We start from the raw sequence: 22,275 nt of genomic DNA, 5'->3' as shown, positions 1-22,275 counted from the left end.
TTTTGAGCTTAACTAGCAGGCTGTGTCGCGGCTTTAGTTTTCATGGAAGCGAGCCACGAAATGAGGGCAGCTATTCCAATTACACTAAAGCCTAAATATCCATAACCCAGGTATTCTTCGGCGAAAGGCTGAAAAATGGCTACTGCGCTATAGCTTAGAAATGAGGTGACGAAATAGGTGCCACCTCCGGTAATGCCATTCGAAATACCCGCATAATCTGGAAATCGCGATAGGCAATGGGTGAAGAAGATGTTGAATATAAATCCGGCTGCAGCATGAATAACAAAAGCCGTGACAGAGAGGGAAAACAGATCCTGACCTAACCAACCTGCGAAAGCCATGATTACTCCCATAAGTATTTGTATGCCTAAAGAGGAAAATGATTTATTGCCGGGTCTATACTTTAACAGGGCCTTTGAGGTAAATCCACCCACCATCCAGCCTGCGCCAAGGAGTAATGATACGTAACCAGCCACTACTGGTGAATATCCCATTTCATGTTCTATAATAAATGGCCCAGACATGCTGTACATCATCACCAGGCCATAACTAATGCCGGTCATAGCTATACCTAGAGCAAAGTCCGGTGTGCGCAGCATATCAGCATAAGTTCTTAGGGTGGTCTTAATTTTTAATGCATGATATTTCTTAATGCTTTCTCCGGAAAAGATAAGTTCCAGAAAGAACATGAGCAATCCATATCCTGTAAGTACGTAAAAGTTGCTTCGCCAGCCATAATAATCTTCCAAATAGCCGCCAACAAATGGAGCTAATATAGGTGCAGCAGCCCAAACTATAGTCATAGTGCTGATCAGGTTTTTGCGCTTTTCACCTTCATATACATCAACAAAAAAGACACGCTTGCTCACTATGATAAAGCCAGTGGAAATTCCCTGAATAATGCGCATGGCTAAAATCAGGTTGATATTACTGGTGATAGCAATGCTTAAGCTGGCAGCACAGAATATTAGTAAGCAGATCAACGTTACTTTGAACCTGCCCAAGGCGTCAATAATACTCCCGGCAATGAACTGTGTAAGTCCATAGCTGATCAGGAAAAAGCTAAGCGTAAGCTGGATCTTACTTTCATCTACACCCAGGTTAGTAGCCATATGCGGCATAGAGGGGAGATAAATATCCGTAACTAATCCGGAGAGGGGTACTATTGAAAAGGCCAACAAAGTAGCTATCCCCTTGTTGGCTTCTGTAATCACTTTATTTTTCAGCATGTAAGTAGTTCACATCATTTACCAATAGATTCTTCCATCATAATCCGCCACACATTCATGGGAAGCCATTGGTCATAATTTTTCAAGTCTTTGTATTGAGGCATTTTTACTTTCTGTGGTATTTCGAAGAATGGTGTGTTGCCAGCCAGCTCTTTTCTCACCGCGGTGTAAAGATCGTCAAAATAATTTTGCATAAGCGTAATATCACTACGATCACCAATGGCTCTTACGTGTGCCATATACACCTCATCAAACTTTAGTTTTTGGATTTCCTTTAAATCTTCCACCCATCTTTTGGGTGAAGCATCGGGCAAATAGGCATATAATACGCGGTCAGGCACAACCAGATCAATAATGAACACACTATTGTGCTCTTGAAAGCGAAAGACTGTCATGCCATTTCCATGGTTGCGCCCATAATAGTGTAATTCCAGTGCTTTATTACCATGTTTGAATACCGCCTTATCTCCGCTCCAGGTGCTGTCAGGCATTATCACCTTGTCATTAGGCGTGATGTTTTCCTGCGCTTCGATGTGGCTTACAAAACGAGCTCCCTGGTCTTTAAATATCTTTCCACCAGTGATATGGTCCCAATGATTATGGCTGTAAAATACATGAGTAACTGGTTTGTCAGTCACTTTTCTTATAGCCTCCATTGTGGCAGAAGCATGCTTTTCATCTAATGGATCTATTACGATTACACCGTCATCAGTAATATAAAATAACGAGTACGTTCTGTCTCCCACCAGGTAAATGTTCTCCTTGGCTTTGATGGTTTCTATAGATTGGGAAAATAGGCTTGCCGGCACCACACCGACAAGCCCTAACACCAAACACACTAACCTTAAAAGTGTAATCCTCATTAGGTTAATTCTTTATAACTAGAGGCCGCATCTAGCTGCTCCATGTCTTCTGTAGATAATGACAATTCAGCAGCCTCAGTAAACGCCTGTAAGTGCTTGCTCTTGGTAGCACTAGCAATAGGTGCTGTTACCACTGGTTTGTGTAGCAACCAGGCCAGGGAAACACCCGCTTGAGAAACATTGTGTTTTTCAGCAATATCATCAAGGGCTGCTAATATCTCTTTTCCTTTTTCATCGAGATATTTTTCTGTGAAAGAAGCTCTTGCCTTACCTTTAAAATCTTCTTCAGACCTATACTTTCCGGTTAAAAAACCACTAGCCAAAGAGAAATAAGTGATCACGCCAAGTCCTTCATTTTTGCAGATTTTGGCCACCCCTTCTTCAAATTCTTGTCTGTCGTAAAGGTTGTAGCCAGGCTGGAACACCTCGTATTTGGGCAAGCCATCATTTTTGCTGGCATCTAAAGATGCAGTTAGCCTTTCAGGAGAAAGATTAGAAGCTCCAATGTATCTTACTTTTCCGGCTTTTATAAGTTTTTCATATGCACCTAATGTTTCTTCTACTGGAGTTTTGTCGTCATCCCAGTGAGTAAGATATAGGTCTATGTGATCTGTTTGCAATCTTTTCAAGGATGCATCCGCTGCTTTTAGAATATAGGCTTCCGTAAGGTCTTTATGACCCTGGCCCATGTCAGAACCTACTTTGGTTATGATATTTACAGCATCTCTATTGCCTCTTTCTTTTATCCATTTACCAATAATTTCTTCAGATTCACCACCGTTGTTGCCATCAGCCCATCGGGAGTAAACATCAGCGGTGTCAATGGTATTAAAACCTGAGTTAATCACCTGATCCAACATTTCGAACGACTCTTTTTCATTCAAAGTCCATCCAAACACATTTCCTCCAAATACTATAGGAGAAGTATATAAATCTGTATTTCCTAATTGTCTCTTTTCCATGTCTTTTAAATTTTAATTATTCAATTGAATTTACCACGCCGCCATCTACTCTTAGAGCGGCGCCGTTAGTTGATGATGAAAGTGGGCTGGCAATATAGGCTACCATGCTGGCCACCTCATCCACGTCTGCAAAGCGCTGTGTTAGCGAGGTAGGTCTTCGGTGTTCGAAGAAGTCCTTGATCACTTCATCCACGCTTTTGCCTTCATCTTCAGCCTGTTGTTCGAGAGCTTTTTTGTTGGCTCTGCTCCATGTAGGTCCCGGTAATACTGAGTTTACCGTAACGTTACTGCCTTTAGTGAGTCTGGCTAAGCCTCTTGAAATGGATAGTTGAGCAGTTTTACTCATACCATAATGAACCATTTCAGTGGGTATATTTAGCCCGGATTCACTACTGATGAAAATGATGCGGCCTTCATTTTTCTCCATCATTTTAGGGAAGTAATGCCTGGCAAGTCTTACCCCGCTCATCACATTGATCTCAAACATCTCAAACCATTGGTCGTCAGTGATGTCTGCAAAGTCTACCTGATTGAAAATTCCAACATTGTTAATCAGAATGTCTACATCAGGTATCGCTTTTAGTAGTTTGTCCACATCCTGCTTCTTGCTGAAATCAGCGGCAATTCCATTAATGTCTTCATTGCCAGTTTCTTGCCTCATTTGTTCCATGGCATCTACCAGGTCTTCTTGTTTTCTGCCATTAATAATGACAGACGCTCCCTCTTTAGCCAAATATCTGGCAATGGCATATCCTATTCCCGCTGTAGAGCCTGTTACTAAGGCCGTTTTATTTTCGAGTTTTAAATTCATTTTTTGATTGATTTTAAACCTAGAGCATATCCATTATAATCAGCAAATAGGTGCAGAATGGCGAAATAAAGGCCGTAGAATAATTGTATAGCTACTGCCGACCAGTTTTCCTGCAAACTTGATCCAAATATTAAGATGCATATGAGGAAAATGCCTGCCGTAGAGGTGGCCTTCATTTTCACACCAAGTAGCAACGCCAGACCTAATAATAATTCCACCACAGGAAGTGCCGTGGCGAAGTATTTCACAAACTCATATTTTAGAATAGTGCTCTCAAAAGAACTAGCCATTCCATTAGCAAAAGCTTGTAGTTTAGGCAGTCGCACAAGACCATGGCCCAGAAAGCTGAAGCCAATGGGTAGGCGTGCCAAAGCATATGCTGATTGTTGGTTGCTCATAGATTTATTTCTTAAAAATACTTTCAATGTTATAACGCTGAAGCATCTTTAACGTTTAGGTAAATATCTAAGGCTTTTATGTAAAAAGACATGAAGTTTTATAATGACTAAATATCAGGATAGATGAGGAGATACAATCAATTTGAAGACTTGGTGGTGACAGATTTTGAAGTGGATGAGTGGCCGCACCCCAGGCATAATCATAATCACTTTGAAATAGTATTTATTGCTAAAGGTTGTGGTAGGCACCTACTCAATGACATTGACTTTCATTATAAGAAAGGTGACCTGTTTCTTCTCGGTCCGGACGATGAGCACGAGTTTAAAGTAAAGCAAACCACGAGGTTTATCTATTTTAAGTTTACCAAATTGTATTTCAATGCCCATGCAGATCTGCCCCAGCCTGGTGAGTGGAATAAAGATGTAGACCATTTGCTCAACTACCCAGAACGCAAAACCGGAAGCCTGCTTAAAATTAAAGAGGATAAGATAATGGTGCATCAGCTCATGGAGATGTTGGTGGCTGAGTATGAAAGCAGCAGATTATTGAATAAAAGGGTGGTTTTTCAAATCTTCAGTATAGTTATGCTTATTCTGAAACGCAACAGCCATGCTTGTAGCTCCATTGCTGTCCAGAAATCATCAGCCCGCGGTATGGCCCAGGAACTGATTGAGTATATAGAGCTCCATATTTATGATCCGGCTAAGCTCACTTTGAAATCTATGTCGGATCATTTTAACTACTCTTCTAACTACATGGGGATGCTTTTTAAGGAAAAGGTGGGTACAAGCCTTAGAGAATACGTTAATGATTTTAGACTTCAGCTCATAAAGCAGCGGTTATCTCACGGTACCGTAGCTCTAAAACAAATAGCCTCAGAGTTTGGCTTTGTAGATGAGAGCCATTTGTATAAGTTTATTAAAAAGAATAATTTGAGGTAAAGACCATGGCATGTCTAAAATCTCACCGAAACAAAAGTTATTGCTCTCATTGGGGCTGGCCGTAATTATCTTGATATCCACCTTTTATTTGGCATTAATTGAAGTTGGTTGGTCGGCTGTACATAATTATTGCGTTTTTCTCCATTGGCCTTTTTTCTATGCCGGCTTTTACGACGGCCAGGGTGAGATGCTCGTAACAATTCTTCTCTGGTATGCTGCTCTTTTGGCAATTTTTACCAATCTCTTTTTATTGATGTGGAAGGTGTTCCTGTCGAAAGATTAATGGCTTAATTTTTGATTAAAGAATGAAAAAATATTGTTTTAACTAAAAATTAATGATGATTCGTCTCCTTGTTATCTGCGCTTGCCTCTGTATTGGTTTTATTGCGAAAGCTGATATTGCTCCTCGAGTACTCCTAAAGCTATCAGTGGAGACTCAAGATGGTGAAAAGGCAGAGGGCTATGTATATTCAAAAATTTTGACTAAAAATATTGTCAATTTTACCTTACAAGAAGCTAAGGTTCATGCCTATCTATATTTCGAGACAGAGATGAATGCTAATGATCAACGAAGTATACTTCAGAATGAAATGGAAATATATCAAATTGGCGAAGTTGAGCTATGTAGTTATTCAGTTGTTTATTTACAATCACCTACAAAGGAAGCTAAAGCTAAAATAAATGCTTTTCAAGCCTTTCTATCAGAAAATGAATCAGGATTCGTAAACTGGGATGCCTTTACACCTCGGTTTAAAACATACCTTAAAGAATTAAAAGCGCTCAATATTCTTGTATTATCCTTTTGCACATGCTAGTCAATAATTAGAATTCAAATAAATCTCTTGCAGTAAAATTTTTTTATCTATATATTTAAGTAAATTAAATATTATGAAATCAAAAGAATACATAAAGGGCACCATCAAAACCATAGTACTTAAGCTATTGGCGGATGAGAATCGCATGTATGGTTATGAGATCAGCCAGCGGGTAAAAGAACTCTCAAAGGGTGAGATAGAGCTTACTTACGGCGCATTGTATCCCATTTTATACAAGCTCGAAAATGATGGCTTACTTATTACTACCAGTGAATTGGTAGATGGCAGAGCCAGAAAATACTATTCGTTGAATGAAAAAGGAAAGGAGCTGGCAAAAGAGAAGGTATCTGATCTTCAGCAGTTTACTAACATCCTTAATGACATTTTAAAGCCGGGAAAGAACCCTGAATTTGGTTTAGAAGCGTGGGGAGTATAGAGCAATCAATAAAAATTCAGGTGGAGCACTACCTGGATAGCCAGGGATTAGATTTTAAACCTTTGAGGCAGGAGATGTTGGATCATTTCCTCAGTGACATAGAATACTACGAGCAGCAGGGCCATACCCAGCAAGAGGCATGGAACATCATAAAAAAAGATATACCTGAACATCATTTCACTCAAATTCAAAACGAAACTATGGAAGCCATTAAAAAAAGATTTAACTGGGCTACGGGACTAACCTACCTTTCTTTAGCTCTATTGCTGGCATCTTCAATATTCAAAATACTCCACCTACAAGGTGCGGGTATGTTGTTGCTTTTTGCATTTGCCACTATGGCCTTATCATTTTTGGTAGGCACGGTATCCGGTATTTATTTGCATAAAGATAAAAAGGGAAGGGCGCTGTCACTCGGTGTAGTGTTAGGGATTACCCTTTTCTTACTGTCCTGGTCATTTCAAATCTTACATTTACCAGGTTTTTTTGAGTTAAGAGTTGCTTCAATTGTTTGCCTGGTGATTATCTTTCCAATTATCACTCAACATTTCACACGGCAGGGAGCATCAGAAGATAATATTCTTTTCTATCTGCATCAAAAATACAGACCTGGTATAGAAAGGTTCTTGCTAATACTTTTAACCTTCGGATTAGTTATGTGGCTTAGCCAGTTTGGAGTAGGGGAGAATCCCGGTGCCTTTGTAATTTCTGTGGTCGTAATTTATGGAGCGGGCCTTCACTTCTTTGCTTTGAACTGGTATGATATTCAATTGAGAAGCAAAGTTTATAAGCTGTTATTAGTGGTTGGTTTCTTTGCTTTTATACTTCCCATAGCAGCCATTTTTCCTCCCACTGTGAGAGTAGGAGTTGCTGCGGCCTTTTATCTAATTGGTATTGTGTTGTGCTTATATAACACTTCCAAAACCGATTTCATAAGCTATGGTATGCTTACAGTAACAGCGGTCTATGTGCTGCTCTGGAGTTTGATTTCTATGGGTACTTTAGCTGAAGGAATGTATAACATAATATTTAATCTGCCCTTGTTGGTAGTATTTTTAGTAGGGTTAATTCTGGTGAGAAAAAAGCCTATAACCCGCACTTTCTTAATGATAGTGATAGCCCACTATCTCATTTCATTTCCTCAATCTTTGGAATTGTTCTGATAGCATTATTCTATATAAGTGGAAGAGGCAGTCTCAAAAGTAGCATTTAGATAAATTAGTTACTCTTGAGGCTGCCTCTTCTGCCTTTCTTTAAATTTATATTCCGGCTTTAGTACGAAGTTAGCGCTAAGCCCAGATTTACAGAGAACATGTTTATGCCCATGTCTTGCTTTTCGCTAGTGTTGCCGCCGCCATCATAAAAATATCCGTATTCAGAGATTTGGTCTACACTCTGATGTTTCCACCCAGCTGATAATAAGATGAGAAAGTTTTCTGCTTTCCACTGTAATCCAGCGCCTACTTCCATCACCATTTTACCTTTTATGGAGTTAAAATTAGCTCCCGGTTTCTTCCACGCTTTACTTTCACCAATAGATCCGTAGATAAACGGGCAGTTATGATAACTTTTTAAAGCGGCCTTGTAGTATAGTGATAATGAGGCTACTTCAAAATCTATGAAGTTAGTGTAACCCATATCTAATCCCACCTGAGCCCATGGTTTAAACTGATAAACTGTAATAGCTGATAATGAATAGCCCGATGAATACCTGTTATCAGAGTTGTCATCTAAAGCGCCCGATATTTGAATAGAGGGAATAATTTTTCGGTAATTTTTATTATCCCATTTCAAAGTGTCCAGTAATGCTCCGAAAGCTTTTTTTGTGGAATTACAATAGCTTATATATTCAATGCTGTTCTTTGGTAGGACTATTTCTTCACTCTCAACCATAAGATGAACCTTTTGGTCAATCTGGTTAATTCTACCTTTGAGAACACCATTGTTTTTAATATAAACTTTGTCTTTCTGAGCGAAAGTGGCAGTAGTTGCCATTAACAGTGCTACGAATAAAAAGAATCTCATTAATTAGAGGCTTTGATTTGAATTTTGCTTAAAAATTTGATGTCATCCATGTTAGAGTAATCATATTGATAAAGGCCGTCTTCACCGATCATCATCGCTACATTATTGAATGGAATAATGTCAAACGCCTGAATATCTTTATAATGTTCTATCATATTAGAACCAATAGTAAGAGGATCTTCAGCGTTGAAGATTTTTAGTCCATCATTGCCGTCACAAATGAATAACACATTACCATCTTTACCCAGTCCGTGAGGATTAGTCAGTTCGTATGTTTTCAATAGTTTAGGATTAGAAAGGTCCGCTATATCAATTACTTCCAATTGATTGGTAAAACCCTGGCATCTTGATCCAGATCTCAATGTTACATAGGCATACTTATCATCTACCACTACAGGGTCACAACTTCTTATGTGCTCATAATTGGATAATAGTTGTGGTGAAGCAGGGTCTTGCGCAAGATCCATAATGTACATACCGCTGCTTGAACCAATGAAGAGTTTGTCACCTTTCGGGAAAATGGTTTCAATATCCCAGTTTACCTCAGTTTCAGTAGCGCTTGAAGGTGCCGCAGGATTTGACACATCCATACTTTTGATCCAGCTATTATCAAGGGTATACAGGTAGTTGCCAGCTAATGCAAAGCGAGCCATTGATCCGCCAATACCATTTGTTGATGGTGGCGCTGAAAAGTAGTCACCGCTATTTTCAAAAGCATATACCATTCCATCGTCCGCATATCCCCATGTTTCATAATATTGACCGTCACAATCACTCCTATTTACCGTCTGAGCATCACTCAGTTCCCACCCGGTAACTACACCGCGTTCAGGGTCAGTATAAACTCCATAGGAATTATAGTTAGAAAATACATTTTCTCTTCTTGCTACTTCGTGAATATTGTCAAGGTCGCTGATGTCTATCACTACTAGGTCAATGTAGCTGTCACTATACAGCATGTCTCCTTTTACCGCCAGATCAAATGCTCCTGGTACAGTAATGAAGCCTACGTTAATGGGGTTTGATGGATCATGATTATCTATAATGTGAATGCCCTTGGCAGGTTCATTGATAAAAAGATAGTTGTCCTTAAAATACATCTTCCCGACACTCTCCACAGTGGTAGGGTCGGTAAGCTGTACTGAGCTTCTTATATCTTCCAATGGGGTGAACACTGGTTCATAAGAATAAAAGGTTCTGCTAGATTTACAGGTGTCTTCACAGGCAGTTATAACACTTAGTAGAATGATTAGGCTTGTGAGAAGTTTTGATGTTTTCAGTATAGATTTTTTCATGGTATTTATGGCTTTGATTATTAGACACATCAATTCACAAAAGCGTTGGTTGGTCTTGTTGTGAATCTAAATTCAGATGCTTTTTTTGACCCGGTAAATGTTTAGTTTTGCAGCACAATAATAAACATCACGCCATGGCGCCTTCAATTCCCTTCAAAACATATATTTTATCATTCTTCCTGCTTTTGATTAGTGTTTTCAACACGCAAGCACAGATTTTTCAACAAGCGAATACCCAGGATGAGAACAAGGACACTGAAATACCTGCTGATTCTCTTGGGCGTAGATCTCCGCAGGGCACGGTGAACGGCTTTATGGATGCTGTTTCTCAGTATAAATATAAAAGGGCCATTGGCTACTTCGATCTGAAAGGAGGATTCGAGGATCAGGAAGAGGCGATAGACCTGGTTAAAAGTCTTATTATCATGCTAGATCAAGGCGGCACCATATTTCCTAATGCATGGATCAGCGATAAACAATCGGGGTCCAGAGACGATGGACTTCAGGCGGATTTGGATCGTGTAGGCCGCATTAGTGCCAATGGGAAGAGCTTTGATCTGATATTAAGAAAACAAAATGATTCAGACGGATTTCCGGTATGGCGCTTCAGTACAGAAACGCTTCAAAATATTGCCTCAGTAAAAGATGACTTCAAGGATCCTTTAATCAACAGGTTCATGCCGTCATTCCTTGATAATAAAAATCGCTTTGGTTTCGCTGCGGGTCAGTGGCTGGCTATTATGTTTATTGTGGCCTTATCTTACTTTTTAGCGGTTTGGTTATCGAAAGGGCTGGTATTTTTTGTGAAAAAGGTTTGGAAGAAAGCACGTACAGCCCCCACAGAAGGTATTATTGATGCTTTTAGTTTGCCCTTAAGACTTTACTTAACTATAGCGCTATATCTTAAGGTGTCTCAAATGATAGGAATTTCTGTCATTGTAAGACAGCAATTTAGCTACGTTACGGTGATTGTGTTTTGGGCTGCGGTACTACTATTGGTATGGAGAATTGCTGACTTTATCACCCGTTTTAGTGAAGATAGAATGAGTCTGAGGGGGAATCTGGCAGCGGTAAGTGCTATTATGTTCTTAAGAAGAGCATTCTATATTGCCATAATTATTACAGGTATCATACTCACGCTTAGTACTTTAGGGTTTGATATCACCACATGGTTGGCAGCGTTAGGCATTGGAGGTATAGCCATAGCCTTGGGAGCTCAAAAAACGGTGGAAAATTTCGTAGGTAGTGTCACCCTCGTTCTGGACAGACCAATAAGAGTAGGAGACTTCTGTAAGGTGTCCGATACTACAGGTACCGTGGAGCAGATTGGCATGCGCTCTACAAAGATCAGAACGCTTGATAGAACTATTGTCACTATTCCTAATGGTGAGTTTTCATCATTAAAAATTGAAAATTACACCCAGCGAGATATGTTTTGGTTTCACCCTGTACTTTCTATGAGGTATGAAACTACACCCGATCAGATGCGATACCTGTTGGTGGAAATTAGAAAATTGCTTTACGCTCATTCCAGAGTAGAGCCAGATCCTGCCAGAATCAGATTTACCGGATTTGGAGCCGATTCATTGCCGCTTGAAATTTTTGCTTATGTGAAAGCAGTTGATTTCAATGAATTCCTGGGAATTAAGGAGGATTTGTTGCTCCGTATTATGGATATTGTTGAGGAGAGTGGTACTGGATTTGCCTTCCCGTCACAGACAATCTATATGGCTAAGGATGAGGGTGTTTCACCTGAAAAAGCAGAGAAAATTAAAGCCAAAGTGGATGAATGGCGCAAGCAGGGGATCATGGAAATACCTGCATTTGATCCGGAAACCATTGACGCTTTAAAGGGAAGCATAGAGTTTCCTCCGGAAGGCTCTAGCCAGAGAGAAAAAGAGTAATAACTCAGCGAGGTGCTAATTAGAAAAGAAATATTTACATTTACACCAGTAAAGTTCTTTACGTAATTTCATCAAACGGAAAAGGTTGCACTTAACGTGGATTAATAGGGAATCTGGTGAGAACCCAGAGCTGTCGCGCAACTGTATTTAACCTAAAGGTTTTTATCCTTGTGTTCCACTGTTCTGAATTTAGAATGGGAAGGACGATAAAAGCTGTTATAAGTCAGGAGACCTGCCTGTTCCGCTATGACTTTGCTTTCGCGATCTGAAGCTCTATGTCAGGTATGATGCTATGGTTATTGTACAGGCAAAGTGCGTCTTTTTCAATGATCTATAGCTTCTCACTTCTCATATATCCTCAGTCCTAAAAGCAAGGACGAAATTCTGCAAACGAACTTTTAGAAATCATTTTTTACTAAAAGTTATCACAATGCAAACACACATTCTTGGTTACCCGCGTATTGGTAGCCAGCGTGAACTGAAAAAGGCCTCTGAAAATTATTGGGCCGACAAAATTACCTTAAAAGAGCTGCTGGAAACGGCTGCTAGTATAAGAAAAGGTAATTGGGAGCTCCAGCGTGCAGCTGGAATAAACCTCATTCCTTCTAATGATTTTTCTTTCTATGATCAGGTACTAGACATGACCATGGTGGTAAATGCCATACCTGAAAGATATCATGACGTAATTCTAAAAGAAGGTAAAACTGAACTTGACCTCTACTTTGCCATGGCCAGAGGCTACCAGAAAAATGGCCTGGATATCACAGCCATGGAAATGACCAAATGGTTCGATACCAATTACCATTACATAGTTCCGGAATTCACTAAAAATCAGAAGTTTAAGCTGTTTTCTTCGAAGATTATTGATGAGTTTAAAGAGGCAAAAAGAGAAGGGATAATCACCAAACCGGTGATCATAGGGCCTGTTTCTTTCCTGCTATTGGGAAAAGAAAAAGGAGAGGATTTTAACAGGCTTGATTTAATAGATAGTCTATTGCCCGTTTATCTGGAGTTATTAACTCAATTAGTAGCGCAAGGTGCCGAATGGATTCAGTTTGACGAACCATATTTGGCTTTGGATATCGATGAGCAGGCTAAGGCAACCTATGCAAAAGTTTACAAGGCCATCCATCAGCACTTTCCTAAGTTAAACACCTTGGTAGCCACTTACTTTGAAGGCTTAAGGAGCAATGTAGACCTAGCAGTGTCGTTGCCGGTAAAAGCGCTTCATATCGATTTGGTAAGAGCACCAGAGCAATTAATCTCTGTATTGCATAAAGCACCTATAGACCTTACCATTTCTTTAGGAGTGGTAGATGGTAGAAACATTTGGAAAAATAATTTCAGTGAAAGTATTGAGATCATAAAAATGGCCATCAATCAAATAGGAGAGGATAAGGTAATGATAGGCACAAGCTGTTCACTGCTGCACTCTCCTTGCGACCTGGATCATGAGAATAAGGAAGAGACACTCACCCCGATTATTAAATCCTGGTTGGCATTTGCAAAACAAAAAGTAGAAGAGGTAGCTCAGCTTAAAAAACTGGTTCTAGGAAATGCTACCACGGGCCTGGAGGAGCTTTCGGCCAATAAACATGCGCATGAAATAAGGCAAAATTCCAGCCTAATTCATAATGCAGATGTCAAGAAAAGAGTATCGAATATTATAGAATCGGATGCCCGTAGAGGTAGTAAATTCGAGGCTCGTAAAGTGGCTCAACAGCAGGTACTTAACTTGCCGCTGTATCCTACTACTACCATCGGATCTTTTCCCCAAACTAAAGAAGTAAGAAGCTGGCGTTCACAGTTTAAAAAAGGTTCTATTTCAGAAAAGGAATATAATGAGCTTTTAGCAGAGGAAACTTCCAGAGCTATAGAATGGCAGGAAAATATTGGCTTAGACGTTCTCGTTCATGGTGAATTTGAGCGGAACGATATGGTAGAGTACTTTGGAGAACAACTTCAGGGCTTTGTGTTTACTCAAAATGGATGGGTACAAAGCTACGGTAGTCGCTGTGTGAAGCCGCCAATTATTTATGGAGATGTCAGCAGGCCGGAAGCGATGACTGTAAAATGGAGTACCTACGCTCAGGAACTGACAGATAAGTTAGTGAAAGGAATGCTTACTGGTCCTGTGACTATTTTGCAATGGAGTTTCGTAAGAAACGATCAGCCCAGATCTGTTACCTGTAATCAAATAGCGCTGGCAATCAGAGATGAGGTGGAGGACCTGGAAGATGCCGGCATTAAGGTGATTCAAATTGATGAACCAGCCATCAGAGAAGGGCTGCCTTTACGTGAGTCTGATTGGAAAGAATACCTGGATTGGGCCATTAAAGCCTTCCGATTATCTTCTTCCGGTGTGAAAGATGAAACGCAGATTCATACGCACATGTGCTATTCTGAATTTAATGACATCATCGAAAGCATAGCAGATATGGATGCTGATGTTATCACTATTGAATGTTCACGCTCACAGATGGAGCTTCTAGACGCCTTCGTTCAGTTCAATTATCCAAATGACATAGGGCCAGGAGTTTACGACATCCATTCTCCTAGAGTTCCGAACAAGTCTGAAATGGAAGAACTTTTAATTAAAGCTAAAAATGTGCTGCCAGAAGGCCAGCTTTGGGTAAATCCTGACTGTGGTTTAAAGACCAGAGGCTGGGAAGAAACCAGAAAAGCTTTAGTTGAAATGGTAAGTGCAGCTCAGGCTATGCGCGAAAAAGTAGCAGCAAGCGTTGAGTAAGCTGGAATAATGCCCAGACATGAAGATAAATATTGCCCACGATGTAAAACACTCTTTGAGTGTAAGGTGGGCAATGTTTCTCAGTGCCAATGTAGTAAAGTGGATCTGAACCAGGAAGAGCGCCATTATTTGGCTCAGAAATATGGAGATTGCCTCTGCGCCAGTTGTATGACGCTTTTGAAGTCAGAGTACAATGTGAAAAAATATAAAGAGGCCATCAATAAAATATTAAACGGCTACGGCGGCACATAAATCAACTTTTTAGAGCATCCTGAAGCTGTATTTCTAACAACTGGTTTCAGGATGCTTTTTATTTCTAAATCTATTGCTTACCTTGGAGGCATCACTTTAGGGGTGCCAATAGAGGCTGAGAAATACCCTTCGAACCTGATCCCGGTAATGCGGGCGCAGGGAAAAGTAGCGAAATATCATATCTTATATTGAATTGCTGTCTGGTAATTCATCCTCGTTATTTCATCTCTGAAGTGCATGTATCTAAACTTAGATTTTATGGACTTCACTATCAACAACGAAAAATTTTCTGTAGACCAGGATTCTTTGACCCTTCAACAGGTTTTAGCGCTAAAAGGAATTGATAATCTGCCAGGAATAGCTGTGGCTGTGAATCAGCAGGTGGTACCGCGGACCGCCTGGAATGAAAAGTCTGTAGAGTCTCATGATCAATTATTAATCATTACCGCTACCCAAGGCGGTTAAAAAAACAGAATTATGAGAGGAACTGACAAAACTCCGGGCGCGGAGAGTATAACCCGCGATCCTTTTCCTAAATCCCGAAAAATTTATGTGCCGGGTAAGCTACATGATATTCAAGTGGCCATGCGTGAAATCACGTTAAGCGATACTACGGCCAGATTTAGCCCTGAGGCACCGGTAGAGAAGAATCCTCCGGTAACGGTTTATGACACCAGCGGACCATACACTGATCCAGAAGTGGACATAGATGTGAAGAAAGGGCTTCCCAAACTCAGAGAGCAGTGGATAGCAGATAGGGCTGACACTGAGATGCTTAGCGGTATTTCTTCTGAGTATGGCAAGCAGAGACTCAATGATAGTAAGCTGGATGATCTGCGATTTTCGTACCTAAAAAATCCATTGAGAGCGAGAGAAGGTGAAAATGTTACTCAGCTTCACTATGCCAGGCAAGGCATCATCACGCCGGAGATGGAGTATATAGCTATCAGGGAAAATCAGCGTATTGAGCAGTGGAATCACCTGAATGCACAACATCCGGGAGAAAGCTTTGGAGCAAATACGCCCAAAGAACTGATCACGCCAGAGTTTGTGCGTGAAGAAGTGGCAAAAGGAAGGGCCATTATTCCTGCCAATATCAATCATCCAGAGGCGGAGCCTATGATCATTGGAAGAAACTTTCTGGTAAAAATCAATGCCAATATTGGTAATTCCGTGGTCACTTCCAGCATAGAGGAAGAAGTAGAAAAGGCGGTTTGGGCTTGTCACTGGGGTGCCGATACCATTATGGACCTTTCTACCGGTAAGAATATCCATGAAACACGAGAATGGATCTTAAGAAATTCACCAGTGCCCATTGGTACTGTTCCTATCTATCAGGCTTTGGAGAAGGTGAATGGTAAGGCGGAAGATCTCACCTGGGAGATATTTAGAGATACTTTAATAGAGCAGGCCGAGCAAGGGGTGGACTATTTCACCATTCACGCTGGCGTACGACTTAAGTATGTGCCGCTAACCGCCAAAAGAGTGACAGGAATTGTGTCCAGAGGTGGTTCTATCATGGCCAAGTGGTGCCTGGCGCATCATAAAGAGAGTTTTTTATATACTCACTTTGAAGAGATCTGTGAAATCATGAAGGCATATGATGTGTCTTTCTCCTTGGGAGATGGTCTAAGGCCGGGTTCTTTGGCTGATGCCAATGACATGGCGCAGTTTGCCGAACTGGAAACGTTAGGTGAGCTTACCAAAATAGCCTGGAAGCATGATGTACAGGTAATGATTGAAGGCCCAGGTCATGTGCCGATGCACATGATCAAGGAGAATATGGAAAAGCAGCTGGAAGCCTGTGATGAAGCTCCTTTTTATACTTTAGGCCCGCTTACAACAGATATTGCTCCTGGTTACGATCACATTACTTCAGGTATTGGAGCCGCCATGATTGGCTGGTATGGTTGTGCTATGCTTTGCTATGTTACACCCAAAGAGCACCTGGGCTTACCCAATAAGAAGGATGTTAAAGATGGTGTAATCACTTACAAAATAGCGGCGCATGCGGCAGATTTGGCAAAAGGACATCCGGGAGCGCAGTATAGAGATAATGCCCTGAGCAAGGCCAGGTTTGAATTCAGGTGGGAAGACCAGTTTAACCTTTCCCTGGATCCAGATACGGCCAGCCAGTTTCATGATGAAACACTACCAGCCGAAGGAGCCAAAGTTGCTCATTTCTGCAGCATGTGTGGGCCTAATTTCTGCTCTATGAAAATTACTCAGGATGTGCGTGATTTTGCCAAAGAAAACAATCTGACTGATGAGAGTGCATTAGAAAAAGGTATGAAAGAAAAGGCCGCTGAATTCAATGAAAAAGGAGGCGAAATTTATCTGGAACAATAGCGATGAAGTTGGTGGTAATAACCGGCGAAAAGACCTGTGAACAGGAGGTGGAAACCTTGCTGGAAATATTAAAACTGGGAGTCAGGGTGCATGTGCGGAAGCCAGGTTGGCCTGATTCCGTTTTAGAAGCTTACCTGAGACAGATACCTGAGAGATTTTCAAATCAAATGTCATTGCACGGTAGCGTTCAATTGGCTGAGAAATTCGGTATGGGTCTACACCTGAAAAGCGATCAGCAAAAGCCGCATGATTGGAGTGATATGATTTCCAAATCTTTTCATAGAGTAGAAGAGATACTCGAATACGCTCATGCGTTACATTACGGCTTTTTGAGTCCAATTTATGATAGTATTTCTAAACGCGAGCACTATGCTGGATTTACTAAGGAGCAATTAGAATTGGCTGTGCCTTCTATGCAGCAAAAGATGCAGCTTTATGCCCTTGGTGGTATAACTCCCGATAAATTGGATGAGCTAAAAATGACCGGTTTTTTAGGCGTAGCCATTATGGGTGCTATTTGGAGTCATAATAGAATGGCGGATAGGATGAGAACAATGGAGAAGTTTATTAGCCATGGATAAGTCGTTGCTCACCATAGCAGGATTAGACCCTAGTGGAGGAGCTGGCCTGCTGGCGGATGTTAAAACTTTTCATCAGTTCGGAATGAATGGTTTTGGCGTATGTACGGCTATTACTTACCAAAATGAAAGTGAGTGTTTGGGACTTCAATGGATGAGTCTGGGTAACATTTTGGACCAACTCAGGCCATTGAGCAACTATCAGGTGGAGGCTGTGAAAATTGGGTTGGTAGAGAACTTGGAGGTTTTGCAAAAATTGCTCGCATTTGTTAAATCCAAGTTTCCAACGGCTCAGGTGGTTTGGGATCCAGTGATAAAGGCTTCGGCGGGTTATACCTTTCATGATGCCTGGTCAAGGCCGTTGCTTGTGGAGGTAATGGCTATGGTCGATGTAATCACTCCTAATCAGGAAGAAGCGGAATTTTTGAGCAAAATGCTGAATGTTAAGTCATTAGAAAGGCTTGATGCAGATGTGGCAGTCATTCTCAAAGGAGGTCATGCTGATGGAATATTGTCGGAAGATGTGCTTTTAAGAAAAGACAATGCTCCGTTTTACCTCCAAAGCGAGCGGTTAGCAGGTAAATCCATTCACGGCAGTGGTTGCGTGTTTTCCTCTGCACTGGCCGCCGGATTGGCCAAGGATCAAACCTTGGAAGGGGCCTTCCGACAAGCAAAATTATATGTATTTGAATTATTGAAACAATCAAACACTGCTTTAGGGCAGCACCATTTATTATGATAGACCGTTTACATTACATTTCTCAGGAAGGCCCCAACGGAGAGACTCATGCTGAAATGGTGCAGTTGGCTTGCCAGGCAGGCGTGAAATGGGTACAGCTCCGCATCAAAGATCAGTCTGTCGAGGCTATTCTAAAACAAGCTCAGCAGGCCCGAGACATTTGTAATGATTATGATGCCCGGTTAATTATCAATGATCATCCTGAAATTGCCAAACAAGTGAATGCCGATGGTGTACATCTGGGGCAGCAGGATATGGATGTACAAGATGCCAGAAAGTTATTGGGTGATGATTTCATTATCGGTGGTACCTGCAACACTTCTGACCAGCTTTTAGAGCTGATCAATAAAGGAGTGAATTATGTCGGCCTGGGGCCTTTCAGGTTCACTTCCACCAAAAAGAAGCTGAGCCCAATTCTTGGCTTGGAGGGCTATGAAAGTATCATTAAACGGATGCGTCTAGTAGGCAGAGAAATTCCTATCATAGCCATTGGCGGTCTTGATTGGGAGGATATTACAGGTTTAAGAGCAGCGGGAGTTCACGGTGTGGCAATGGCTTCAGCCATAAATTATGCCGTAGATGCTCGTGCTGTGGTGGATCAATTAAACAAAGTATTACATGGAGAATTTACAAATAGCAGATAGAACGTTTCACTCCAGGCTCATATTAGGGTCTGGTAAGTTCAGCAGTGCAAAATTAATGCGTGATTCCATTCAGGCTTCTGGAACAGAGTTAGTTACGGTAGCTTTAAAGCGGGTGGACATGCAATCGCAGAACGATAGTATGTTAGAAGCGGTGGGCGAGGTAGGGCTTTTACCCAATACGTCCGGAGTAAGAACGGCTTCGGAAGCAGTGTTTGCCGCAGAGTTAGCTCGGGAGGCTTTACAGACCAATTGGCTCAAACTGGAAATTCACCCAGACCCGAAATACCTGCTGCCCGATCCGGTGGAGACCTTAAAGGCAGCAGAAGAATTGGTGAAAAAAGGGTTCATTGTAATGCCATATATCCATGCTGATCCTGTGTTATGCAAGCGGCTGGAAGAAGTAGGTGTGGCTTGCGTAATGCCTCTGGGTGCACCTATAGGAAGTAATAAGGGCTTGAAAACTGCTGATTTCCTGGAGATTATTATTGAGCAGAGTCAGGTGCCGGTGGTGGTAGATGCGGGCATAGGAGCACCTTCGCACGCTGCCGCGGCCATGGAAATGGGTGCCGATGCGGTGCTGGTAAACACAGCCATAGCGGTAGCTCAAGACCCTGTGAATATGGCTCTGGCTTTCAAACTCGCAGTGGAGGCAGGAAGAATGGCCTTTGAATCTAAATTAGGTGCGGTAAGCCATGCGGCCAGCGCCAGTAGTCCATTAACCTCATTTGTAGATGCCTAGTTTTAAAGACACTTTTCTCAAGTACGATTGGAATCAGATCAAGCATGATATCTACACCAAGCAACCGGCTGATGTGGAAAGAGCGTTAGTGAAAACTCATCGAAATCTGGAAGATTTTAAGGCGCTGATCTCTCCGGCAGCAGATGCCTATTTGGAAGATATGGCCAGGCAAAGTAAGGCGCTCACTTTACAAAGATTTGGGAATAATATACAGCTTTTTGCGCCCATGTATTTGTCTAACGAATGCCAAAATATATGCACCTATTGTGGTTTTAGCTTAGGTAATAAATTACCTCGTAAAACCCTGAACCCTAATGAAATAGATAGGGAAGTGGCAGCCTTGCAAAGCATGGGCTTCAAACATATTTTGTTAGTTACAGGTGAAGCTAATAAAACAGTGGGGCTGGAATACTTTAAAAAAGTGCTTCGACAAATTCGGTCAGATTTTGCCCATATCAGCATGGAGGTGCAGCCGCTGGATGAAGATGAATACCGGCAGCTCATTCCGTTAGGTTTGCATGCAGTCTTGGTCTATCAGGAGACATACCATCAAAAAGATTATGCACGGCATCACCCGAAAGGGAAAAAGTCTAATTTTTTCTATAGATTAGAAACACCAGACCGGTTAGGCAGGGCCGGAGTTCATAAAATGGGACTCGGAGTGCTGATTGGTTTGGAAGACTGGAGGGTGGACAGCTTTTATGTGGCTTTGCACTTAAAATATCTGGAGCAGACGTATTGGAGAACGAAATATAGTATTTCTTTTCCCCGTTTGAGGCCTTTTAGTGGCGGACTGGATCCTAAGGTGGAGATGACTGACCGGCAGCTGGTGCAACAGATAACCGCTTATAGGCTGTTAAATCCTGATGTAGAGCTTTCACTTTCTACGCGAGAGAAGACCAGCTTTAGGGATCATGTTTTTCAGCTGGGCATTACCTCTATGAGTGCCGGATCGAAGACTAACCCTGGCGGATACGCCACAGCTCCTGAGTCGCTAGAGCAGTTTGAGATTTCTGATGAACGATCTCCTTCAGAAATTGTAGCATTAATAAAGTCAAAAGGATATGAGCCGGTCTGGAAAGATTGGGACGTAGCATTAGAACATGGAGAAATTAGAACGGAAGCAATATAGCCGGCAGCTGATCTTATCAGAATTTGGTGAGCCTAAACAACAGCTGCTGAAGCAGGCTAAGGTGCTGGTGGTAGGAGCCGGCGGCTTGGGCTGTCCGGTGCTGATGTACCTGGCTGGGGCAGGAGTAGGGCTCATTGGTATTATGGATGCTGACACCGTAGATGTGACTAATCTGCATAGGCAAGTGCTTTACACCCATGAGGACATTGGCCAGCCGAAAGCACAGCAGGCAGCCAAAAGATTGAAGGCGGCCAATCCTTTTATAGATTTTGAAGTCCACACCAAAGCTTTGACTAACCAAAATGCCTTGGAAATCATCGAAAAGTATGATGTGGTGGTAGATGGTACCGATAATTTTCAAACCAGATACCTGATTAACGATGCTTGCGTGATGTTAGATAAGCCATTTGTCTATGGCGCCATTTCTAAGTTTGAAGGGCAGGTTAGTGTATTTAATTACAAAGATGGTCCCACCTATAGATGCTTATTTCCTGAGCCGCCGCTGCCGGGCACAGTAGCTTCTTGTGCGGAGGCTGGCGTTATCGGTGTCTTACCAGGGCTGATAGGTACTTATCAGGCTATGGAGGTAATTAAGATGGTTTCCGGACTGGGTGATGTGAGAGCTGGTAGTCTGTTCATAATCAATACGTTACAGAATAGTCAGTATACTTTGAAGGTGAAGCTTAACCCCGAAAATAAACACATTACAGCGCTTTCTGACTATGACTTATTTTGTGGTATTGCTACGGTGAAAGAGATTTCATCAGAACAGTTAAAAAGCAAGCTGGCTAATGATGATATTACACTTCTGGATGTACGTGAGCCACATGAGACGGAAGCGTTTAATATTGGTGGGTTGTTGATTCCTTTGGGAGCTCTTCAAGAGTCATTAGCTCAAGTTCCCAAAGATAAAGCGGTAGTTACTTTGTGTCAATCTGGTATGCGCAGCCTGCAGGCTGCACAGGTATTGATTGATCATGGTTATGATACGGTGTATAGTCTGAAGGGTGGATTAAACGCCTGGGATTAATCGGTAGCGTGGCTATGTCTGATTTCCCATTCTTCCAGTTGCCTGAAAATAGGTAAAAGCTCCAGGCCTTTTGCGGAGAGACTATACTCCACTCGAGGAGGAGTTTCTTTAAATTCCTCACGGATCAGAATGTCATCAGTGACCAACTCTTTTAGCTGATCAGTAAGCACTTTTCTGGAAATAATGTGAATAATGGCAGCAATACTACCGAAGCGCATCTTTTTCTTGCCAATAGCACAGATGATGATGGGCTTCCATTTGGTGCCTAACGAATTCATGGCATCGGAGAGTCCACAATTACAGCCTTCTAGTTTCTTTCTGGTCATTATCATGCGTTAGTTACCTCGAAGTTACCACTATTTTTTAATATTAGTTACAAAACT

General features: G+C 41.6%; 24 protein-coding genes and 2 riboswitches. Of the genes, 16 read left to right on the top strand and 8 right to left on the bottom strand.

Annotation, left to right across the window (positions count from 1 at the left end; genetic code table 11):
• Positions 1–8: 8 nt before the first annotated feature.
• The 5 genes from LVD16_RS22405 to LVD16_RS22385 are packed head-to-tail and all read right to left on the bottom strand — an operon-like array spanning position 9 to position 4,263.
• Positions 9–1,229, bottom strand: a complete 1,221-nt coding sequence (locus LVD16_RS22405) for an MFS transporter (protein ID WP_233770529.1) — start codon at positions 1,227–1,229, stop codon at positions 9–11.
• Between the two features lie 14 nt (positions 1,230–1,243).
• On the bottom strand, positions 1,244–2,092 hold the full coding sequence (locus LVD16_RS22400; protein WP_233770528.1) for an MBL fold metallo-hydrolase: 849 nt from the start codon (positions 2,090–2,092) through the stop codon (positions 1,244–1,246).
• Entirely contained in the window at positions 2,092–3,054 is a 963-nt protein-coding gene (locus tag LVD16_RS22395; protein ID WP_233770527.1) for an aldo/keto reductase, read from the bottom strand. Before LVD16_RS22395 ends, LVD16_RS22400 begins: the two co-directional genes overlap by 1 nt.
• Before the next feature lie 16 nt (positions 3,055–3,070).
• Positions 3,071–3,865, bottom strand: a complete 795-nt coding sequence (locus LVD16_RS22390; protein ID WP_233770526.1) for an SDR family NAD(P)-dependent oxidoreductase — start codon at positions 3,863–3,865, stop codon at positions 3,071–3,073.
• Positions 3,862–4,263, bottom strand: coding sequence for a DoxX family membrane protein (locus tag LVD16_RS22385; RefSeq protein WP_233770525.1), 402 nt, complete (start codon positions 4,261–4,263; stop codon positions 3,862–3,864). The genes LVD16_RS22390 and LVD16_RS22385 overlap by 4 nt, the downstream gene beginning before the upstream one ends.
• 123 nt (positions 4,264–4,386) lie before the next feature.
• On the opposite strand from LVD16_RS22385, the gene LVD16_RS22380 reads away from it, so the two are divergent.
• From LVD16_RS22380 to LVD16_RS22360, 5 genes are all read left to right on the top strand, one after another.
• A complete protein-coding gene (locus LVD16_RS22380; protein WP_233770524.1) occupies positions 4,387–5,205 on the top strand; it encodes an AraC family transcriptional regulator in 819 nt (272 codons plus the stop codon).
• Between the two features lie 10 nt (positions 5,206–5,215).
• The gene (locus LVD16_RS22375; protein WP_233770523.1) at positions 5,216–5,488 is read left to right on the top strand and encodes a hypothetical protein; all 273 of its coding nucleotides are present in this window, start codon (positions 5,216–5,218) and stop codon (positions 5,486–5,488) included.
• A gap of 52 nt (positions 5,489–5,540) precedes the next feature.
• On the top strand, positions 5,541–6,020 hold the full coding sequence (locus tag LVD16_RS22370; RefSeq protein ID WP_233770522.1) for a hypothetical protein: 480 nt from the start codon (positions 5,541–5,543) through the stop codon (positions 6,018–6,020).
• A gap of 73 nt (positions 6,021–6,093) precedes the next feature.
• A complete protein-coding gene (locus tag LVD16_RS22365; RefSeq protein WP_233770521.1) occupies positions 6,094–6,456 on the top strand; it encodes a PadR family transcriptional regulator in 363 nt (120 codons plus the stop codon).
• A complete protein-coding gene (locus LVD16_RS22360) occupies positions 6,444–7,619 on the top strand; it encodes a hypothetical protein (protein WP_233770520.1) in 1,176 nt (391 codons plus the stop codon). Before LVD16_RS22365 ends, LVD16_RS22360 begins: the two co-directional genes overlap by 13 nt.
• Before the next feature lie 109 nt (positions 7,620–7,728).
• Here LVD16_RS22360 and LVD16_RS22355 read toward each other — a convergent pair whose 3' ends face one another.
• Together LVD16_RS22355 and LVD16_RS22350 are read right to left on the bottom strand one after the other, a co-directional pair.
• Positions 7,729–8,481: a hypothetical protein gene (locus LVD16_RS22355; RefSeq protein WP_233770519.1), complete on the bottom strand. Its 753-nt coding sequence runs from the start codon at positions 8,479–8,481 to the stop codon at positions 7,729–7,731.
• Positions 8,481–9,776, bottom strand: coding sequence for an LVIVD repeat-containing protein (locus LVD16_RS22350; protein WP_233770518.1), 1,296 nt, complete (start codon positions 9,774–9,776; stop codon positions 8,481–8,483). The genes LVD16_RS22355 and LVD16_RS22350 overlap by 1 nt, the downstream gene beginning before the upstream one ends.
• A 134-nt stretch (positions 9,777–9,910) precedes the next feature.
• Between LVD16_RS22350 and LVD16_RS22345 the strand changes: the two genes are divergently transcribed.
• From LVD16_RS22345 to moeB, 11 genes are all read left to right on the top strand, one after another.
• A complete protein-coding gene (locus tag LVD16_RS22345) occupies positions 9,911–11,680 on the top strand; it encodes a mechanosensitive ion channel family protein (protein ID WP_233770517.1) in 1,770 nt (589 codons plus the stop codon).
• 65 nt (positions 11,681–11,745) lie between these two features.
• A riboswitch (cobalamin riboswitch) is annotated at positions 11,746–11,934 on the top strand.
• A gap of 176 nt (positions 11,935–12,110) precedes the next feature.
• The gene (metE, locus tag LVD16_RS22340) at positions 12,111–14,429 is read left to right on the top strand and encodes a 5-methyltetrahydropteroyltriglutamate--homocysteine S-methyltransferase (RefSeq protein ID WP_233770516.1); all 2,319 of its coding nucleotides are present in this window, start codon (positions 12,111–12,113) and stop codon (positions 14,427–14,429) included.
• 9 nt (positions 14,430–14,438) lie between these two features.
• Positions 14,439–14,681, top strand: a complete 243-nt coding sequence (locus tag LVD16_RS22335; RefSeq protein ID WP_233770515.1) for a cysteine-rich CWC family protein — start codon at positions 14,439–14,441, stop codon at positions 14,679–14,681.
• Positions 14,682–14,769: 88 nt separating this feature from the next.
• Positions 14,770–14,860, top strand: a riboswitch (TPP riboswitch).
• A gap of 79 nt (positions 14,861–14,939) precedes the next feature.
• Positions 14,940–15,146 carry a sulfur carrier protein ThiS gene (gene thiS / locus LVD16_RS22330; RefSeq protein WP_233770514.1) on the top strand — a complete coding sequence of 69 codons (207 nt, stop codon included), beginning with the start codon at positions 14,940–14,942 and terminating at the stop codon, positions 15,144–15,146.
• A 12-nt stretch (positions 15,147–15,158) separates the two neighbouring features.
• Positions 15,159–17,030: a phosphomethylpyrimidine synthase ThiC gene (gene thiC, locus LVD16_RS22325; protein WP_233770513.1), complete on the top strand. Its 1,872-nt coding sequence runs from the start codon at positions 15,159–15,161 to the stop codon at positions 17,028–17,030.
• A gap of 2 nt (positions 17,031–17,032) precedes the next feature.
• A complete protein-coding gene (locus LVD16_RS22320; protein WP_233770512.1) occupies positions 17,033–17,611 on the top strand; it encodes a thiamine phosphate synthase in 579 nt (192 codons plus the stop codon).
• Positions 17,604–18,347, top strand: coding sequence for a hydroxymethylpyrimidine/phosphomethylpyrimidine kinase (locus LVD16_RS22315; RefSeq protein WP_233770511.1), 744 nt, complete (start codon positions 17,604–17,606; stop codon positions 18,345–18,347). The genes LVD16_RS22320 and LVD16_RS22315 overlap by 8 nt, the downstream gene beginning before the upstream one ends.
• Positions 18,344–18,991, top strand: a complete 648-nt coding sequence (locus LVD16_RS22310) for a thiamine phosphate synthase (RefSeq protein ID WP_233770510.1) — start codon at positions 18,344–18,346, stop codon at positions 18,989–18,991. Before LVD16_RS22315 ends, LVD16_RS22310 begins: the two co-directional genes overlap by 4 nt.
• Positions 18,966–19,730, top strand: coding sequence for a thiazole synthase (locus tag LVD16_RS22305; RefSeq protein ID WP_233770509.1), 765 nt, complete (start codon positions 18,966–18,968; stop codon positions 19,728–19,730). Before LVD16_RS22310 ends, LVD16_RS22305 begins: the two co-directional genes overlap by 26 nt.
• Positions 19,723–20,862: a 2-iminoacetate synthase ThiH gene (gene thiH, locus LVD16_RS22300; RefSeq protein WP_233770508.1), complete on the top strand. Its 1,140-nt coding sequence runs from the start codon at positions 19,723–19,725 to the stop codon at positions 20,860–20,862. Before LVD16_RS22305 ends, thiH begins: the two co-directional genes overlap by 8 nt.
• Complete coding sequence (moeB, locus tag LVD16_RS22295; protein ID WP_233770507.1) at positions 20,834–21,892, top strand: molybdopterin-synthase adenylyltransferase MoeB; 1,059 nt, start codon at positions 20,834–20,836, stop codon at positions 21,890–21,892. Before thiH ends, moeB begins: the two co-directional genes overlap by 29 nt.
• Here the strand turns inward: moeB and LVD16_RS22290 are convergent.
• Positions 21,889–22,218: a winged helix-turn-helix transcriptional regulator gene (locus LVD16_RS22290; RefSeq protein ID WP_233770506.1), complete on the bottom strand. Its 330-nt coding sequence runs from the start codon at positions 22,216–22,218 to the stop codon at positions 21,889–21,891. The genes moeB and LVD16_RS22290 overlap by 4 nt on opposite strands.
• Positions 22,219–22,275: the final 57 nt, after the last annotated feature.

The sequence above is a fragment of the Fulvivirga ligni genome (assembly GCF_021389935.1).
In the GTDB taxonomy this organism is placed as follows: domain Bacteria; phylum Bacteroidota; class Bacteroidia; order Cytophagales; family Cyclobacteriaceae; genus Fulvivirga; species Fulvivirga ligni.
The sequence above is the reverse complement of the archived record's forward strand: the minus strand, read 5'-3'. Positions and strand labels throughout refer to the sequence as shown.

Excerpts from the sequence above, each read along its gene's own strand:
- LVD16_RS22405 (WP_233770529.1), bottom strand. The coding sequence starts at position 1,229 with ATGCTGAAAAATAAAGTGATTACAGAAGCCAACAAGGGGATAGCTACT.
- LVD16_RS22400 (WP_233770528.1), bottom strand. The coding sequence starts at position 2,092 with ATGAGGATTACACTTTTAAGGTTAGTGTGTTTGGTGTTAGGGCTTGTC.
- LVD16_RS22395 (WP_233770527.1), bottom strand. The coding sequence starts at position 3,054 with ATGGAAAAGAGACAATTAGGAAATACAGATTTATATACTTCTCCTATA.
- LVD16_RS22390 (WP_233770526.1), bottom strand. The coding sequence starts at position 3,865 with ATGAATTTAAAACTCGAAAATAAAACGGCCTTAGTAACAGGCTCTACA.
- LVD16_RS22385 (WP_233770525.1), bottom strand. The coding sequence starts at position 4,263 with ATGAGCAACCAACAATCAGCATATGCTTTGGCACGCCTACCCATTGGC.
- LVD16_RS22380 (WP_233770524.1), top strand. The coding sequence starts at position 4,387 with ATGAGGAGATACAATCAATTTGAAGACTTGGTGGTGACAGATTTTGAA.
- LVD16_RS22375 (WP_233770523.1), top strand. The coding sequence starts at position 5,216 with ATGTCTAAAATCTCACCGAAACAAAAGTTATTGCTCTCATTGGGGCTG.
- LVD16_RS22370 (WP_233770522.1), top strand. The coding sequence starts at position 5,541 with ATGATGATTCGTCTCCTTGTTATCTGCGCTTGCCTCTGTATTGGTTTT.
- LVD16_RS22365 (WP_233770521.1), top strand. The coding sequence starts at position 6,094 with ATGAAATCAAAAGAATACATAAAGGGCACCATCAAAACCATAGTACTT.
- LVD16_RS22355 (WP_233770519.1), bottom strand. The coding sequence starts at position 8,481 with ATGAGATTCTTTTTATTCGTAGCACTGTTAATGGCAACTACTGCCACT.
- LVD16_RS22350 (WP_233770518.1), bottom strand. The coding sequence starts at position 9,776 with ATGAAAAAATCTATACTGAAAACATCAAAACTTCTCACAAGCCTAATC.
- LVD16_RS22345 (WP_233770517.1), top strand. The coding sequence starts at position 9,911 with ATGGCGCCTTCAATTCCCTTCAAAACATATATTTTATCATTCTTCCTG.
- metE (WP_233770516.1), top strand. The coding sequence starts at position 12,111 with ATGCAAACACACATTCTTGGTTACCCGCGTATTGGTAGCCAGCGTGAA.
- LVD16_RS22335 (WP_233770515.1), top strand. The coding sequence starts at position 14,439 with ATGCCCAGACATGAAGATAAATATTGCCCACGATGTAAAACACTCTTT.
- thiS (WP_233770514.1), top strand. The coding sequence starts at position 14,940 with ATGGACTTCACTATCAACAACGAAAAATTTTCTGTAGACCAGGATTCT.
- thiC (WP_233770513.1), top strand. The coding sequence starts at position 15,159 with ATGAGAGGAACTGACAAAACTCCGGGCGCGGAGAGTATAACCCGCGAT.
- LVD16_RS22320 (WP_233770512.1), top strand. The coding sequence starts at position 17,033 with ATGAAGTTGGTGGTAATAACCGGCGAAAAGACCTGTGAACAGGAGGTG.
- LVD16_RS22315 (WP_233770511.1), top strand. The coding sequence starts at position 17,604 with ATGGATAAGTCGTTGCTCACCATAGCAGGATTAGACCCTAGTGGAGGA.
- LVD16_RS22310 (WP_233770510.1), top strand. The coding sequence starts at position 18,344 with ATGATAGACCGTTTACATTACATTTCTCAGGAAGGCCCCAACGGAGAG.
- LVD16_RS22305 (WP_233770509.1), top strand. The coding sequence starts at position 18,966 with ATGGAGAATTTACAAATAGCAGATAGAACGTTTCACTCCAGGCTCATA.
- thiH (WP_233770508.1), top strand. The coding sequence starts at position 19,723 with ATGCCTAGTTTTAAAGACACTTTTCTCAAGTACGATTGGAATCAGATC.
- moeB (WP_233770507.1), top strand. The coding sequence starts at position 20,834 with ATGGAGAAATTAGAACGGAAGCAATATAGCCGGCAGCTGATCTTATCA.
- LVD16_RS22290 (WP_233770506.1), bottom strand. The coding sequence starts at position 22,218 with ATGACCAGAAAGAAACTAGAAGGCTGTAATTGTGGACTCTCCGATGCC.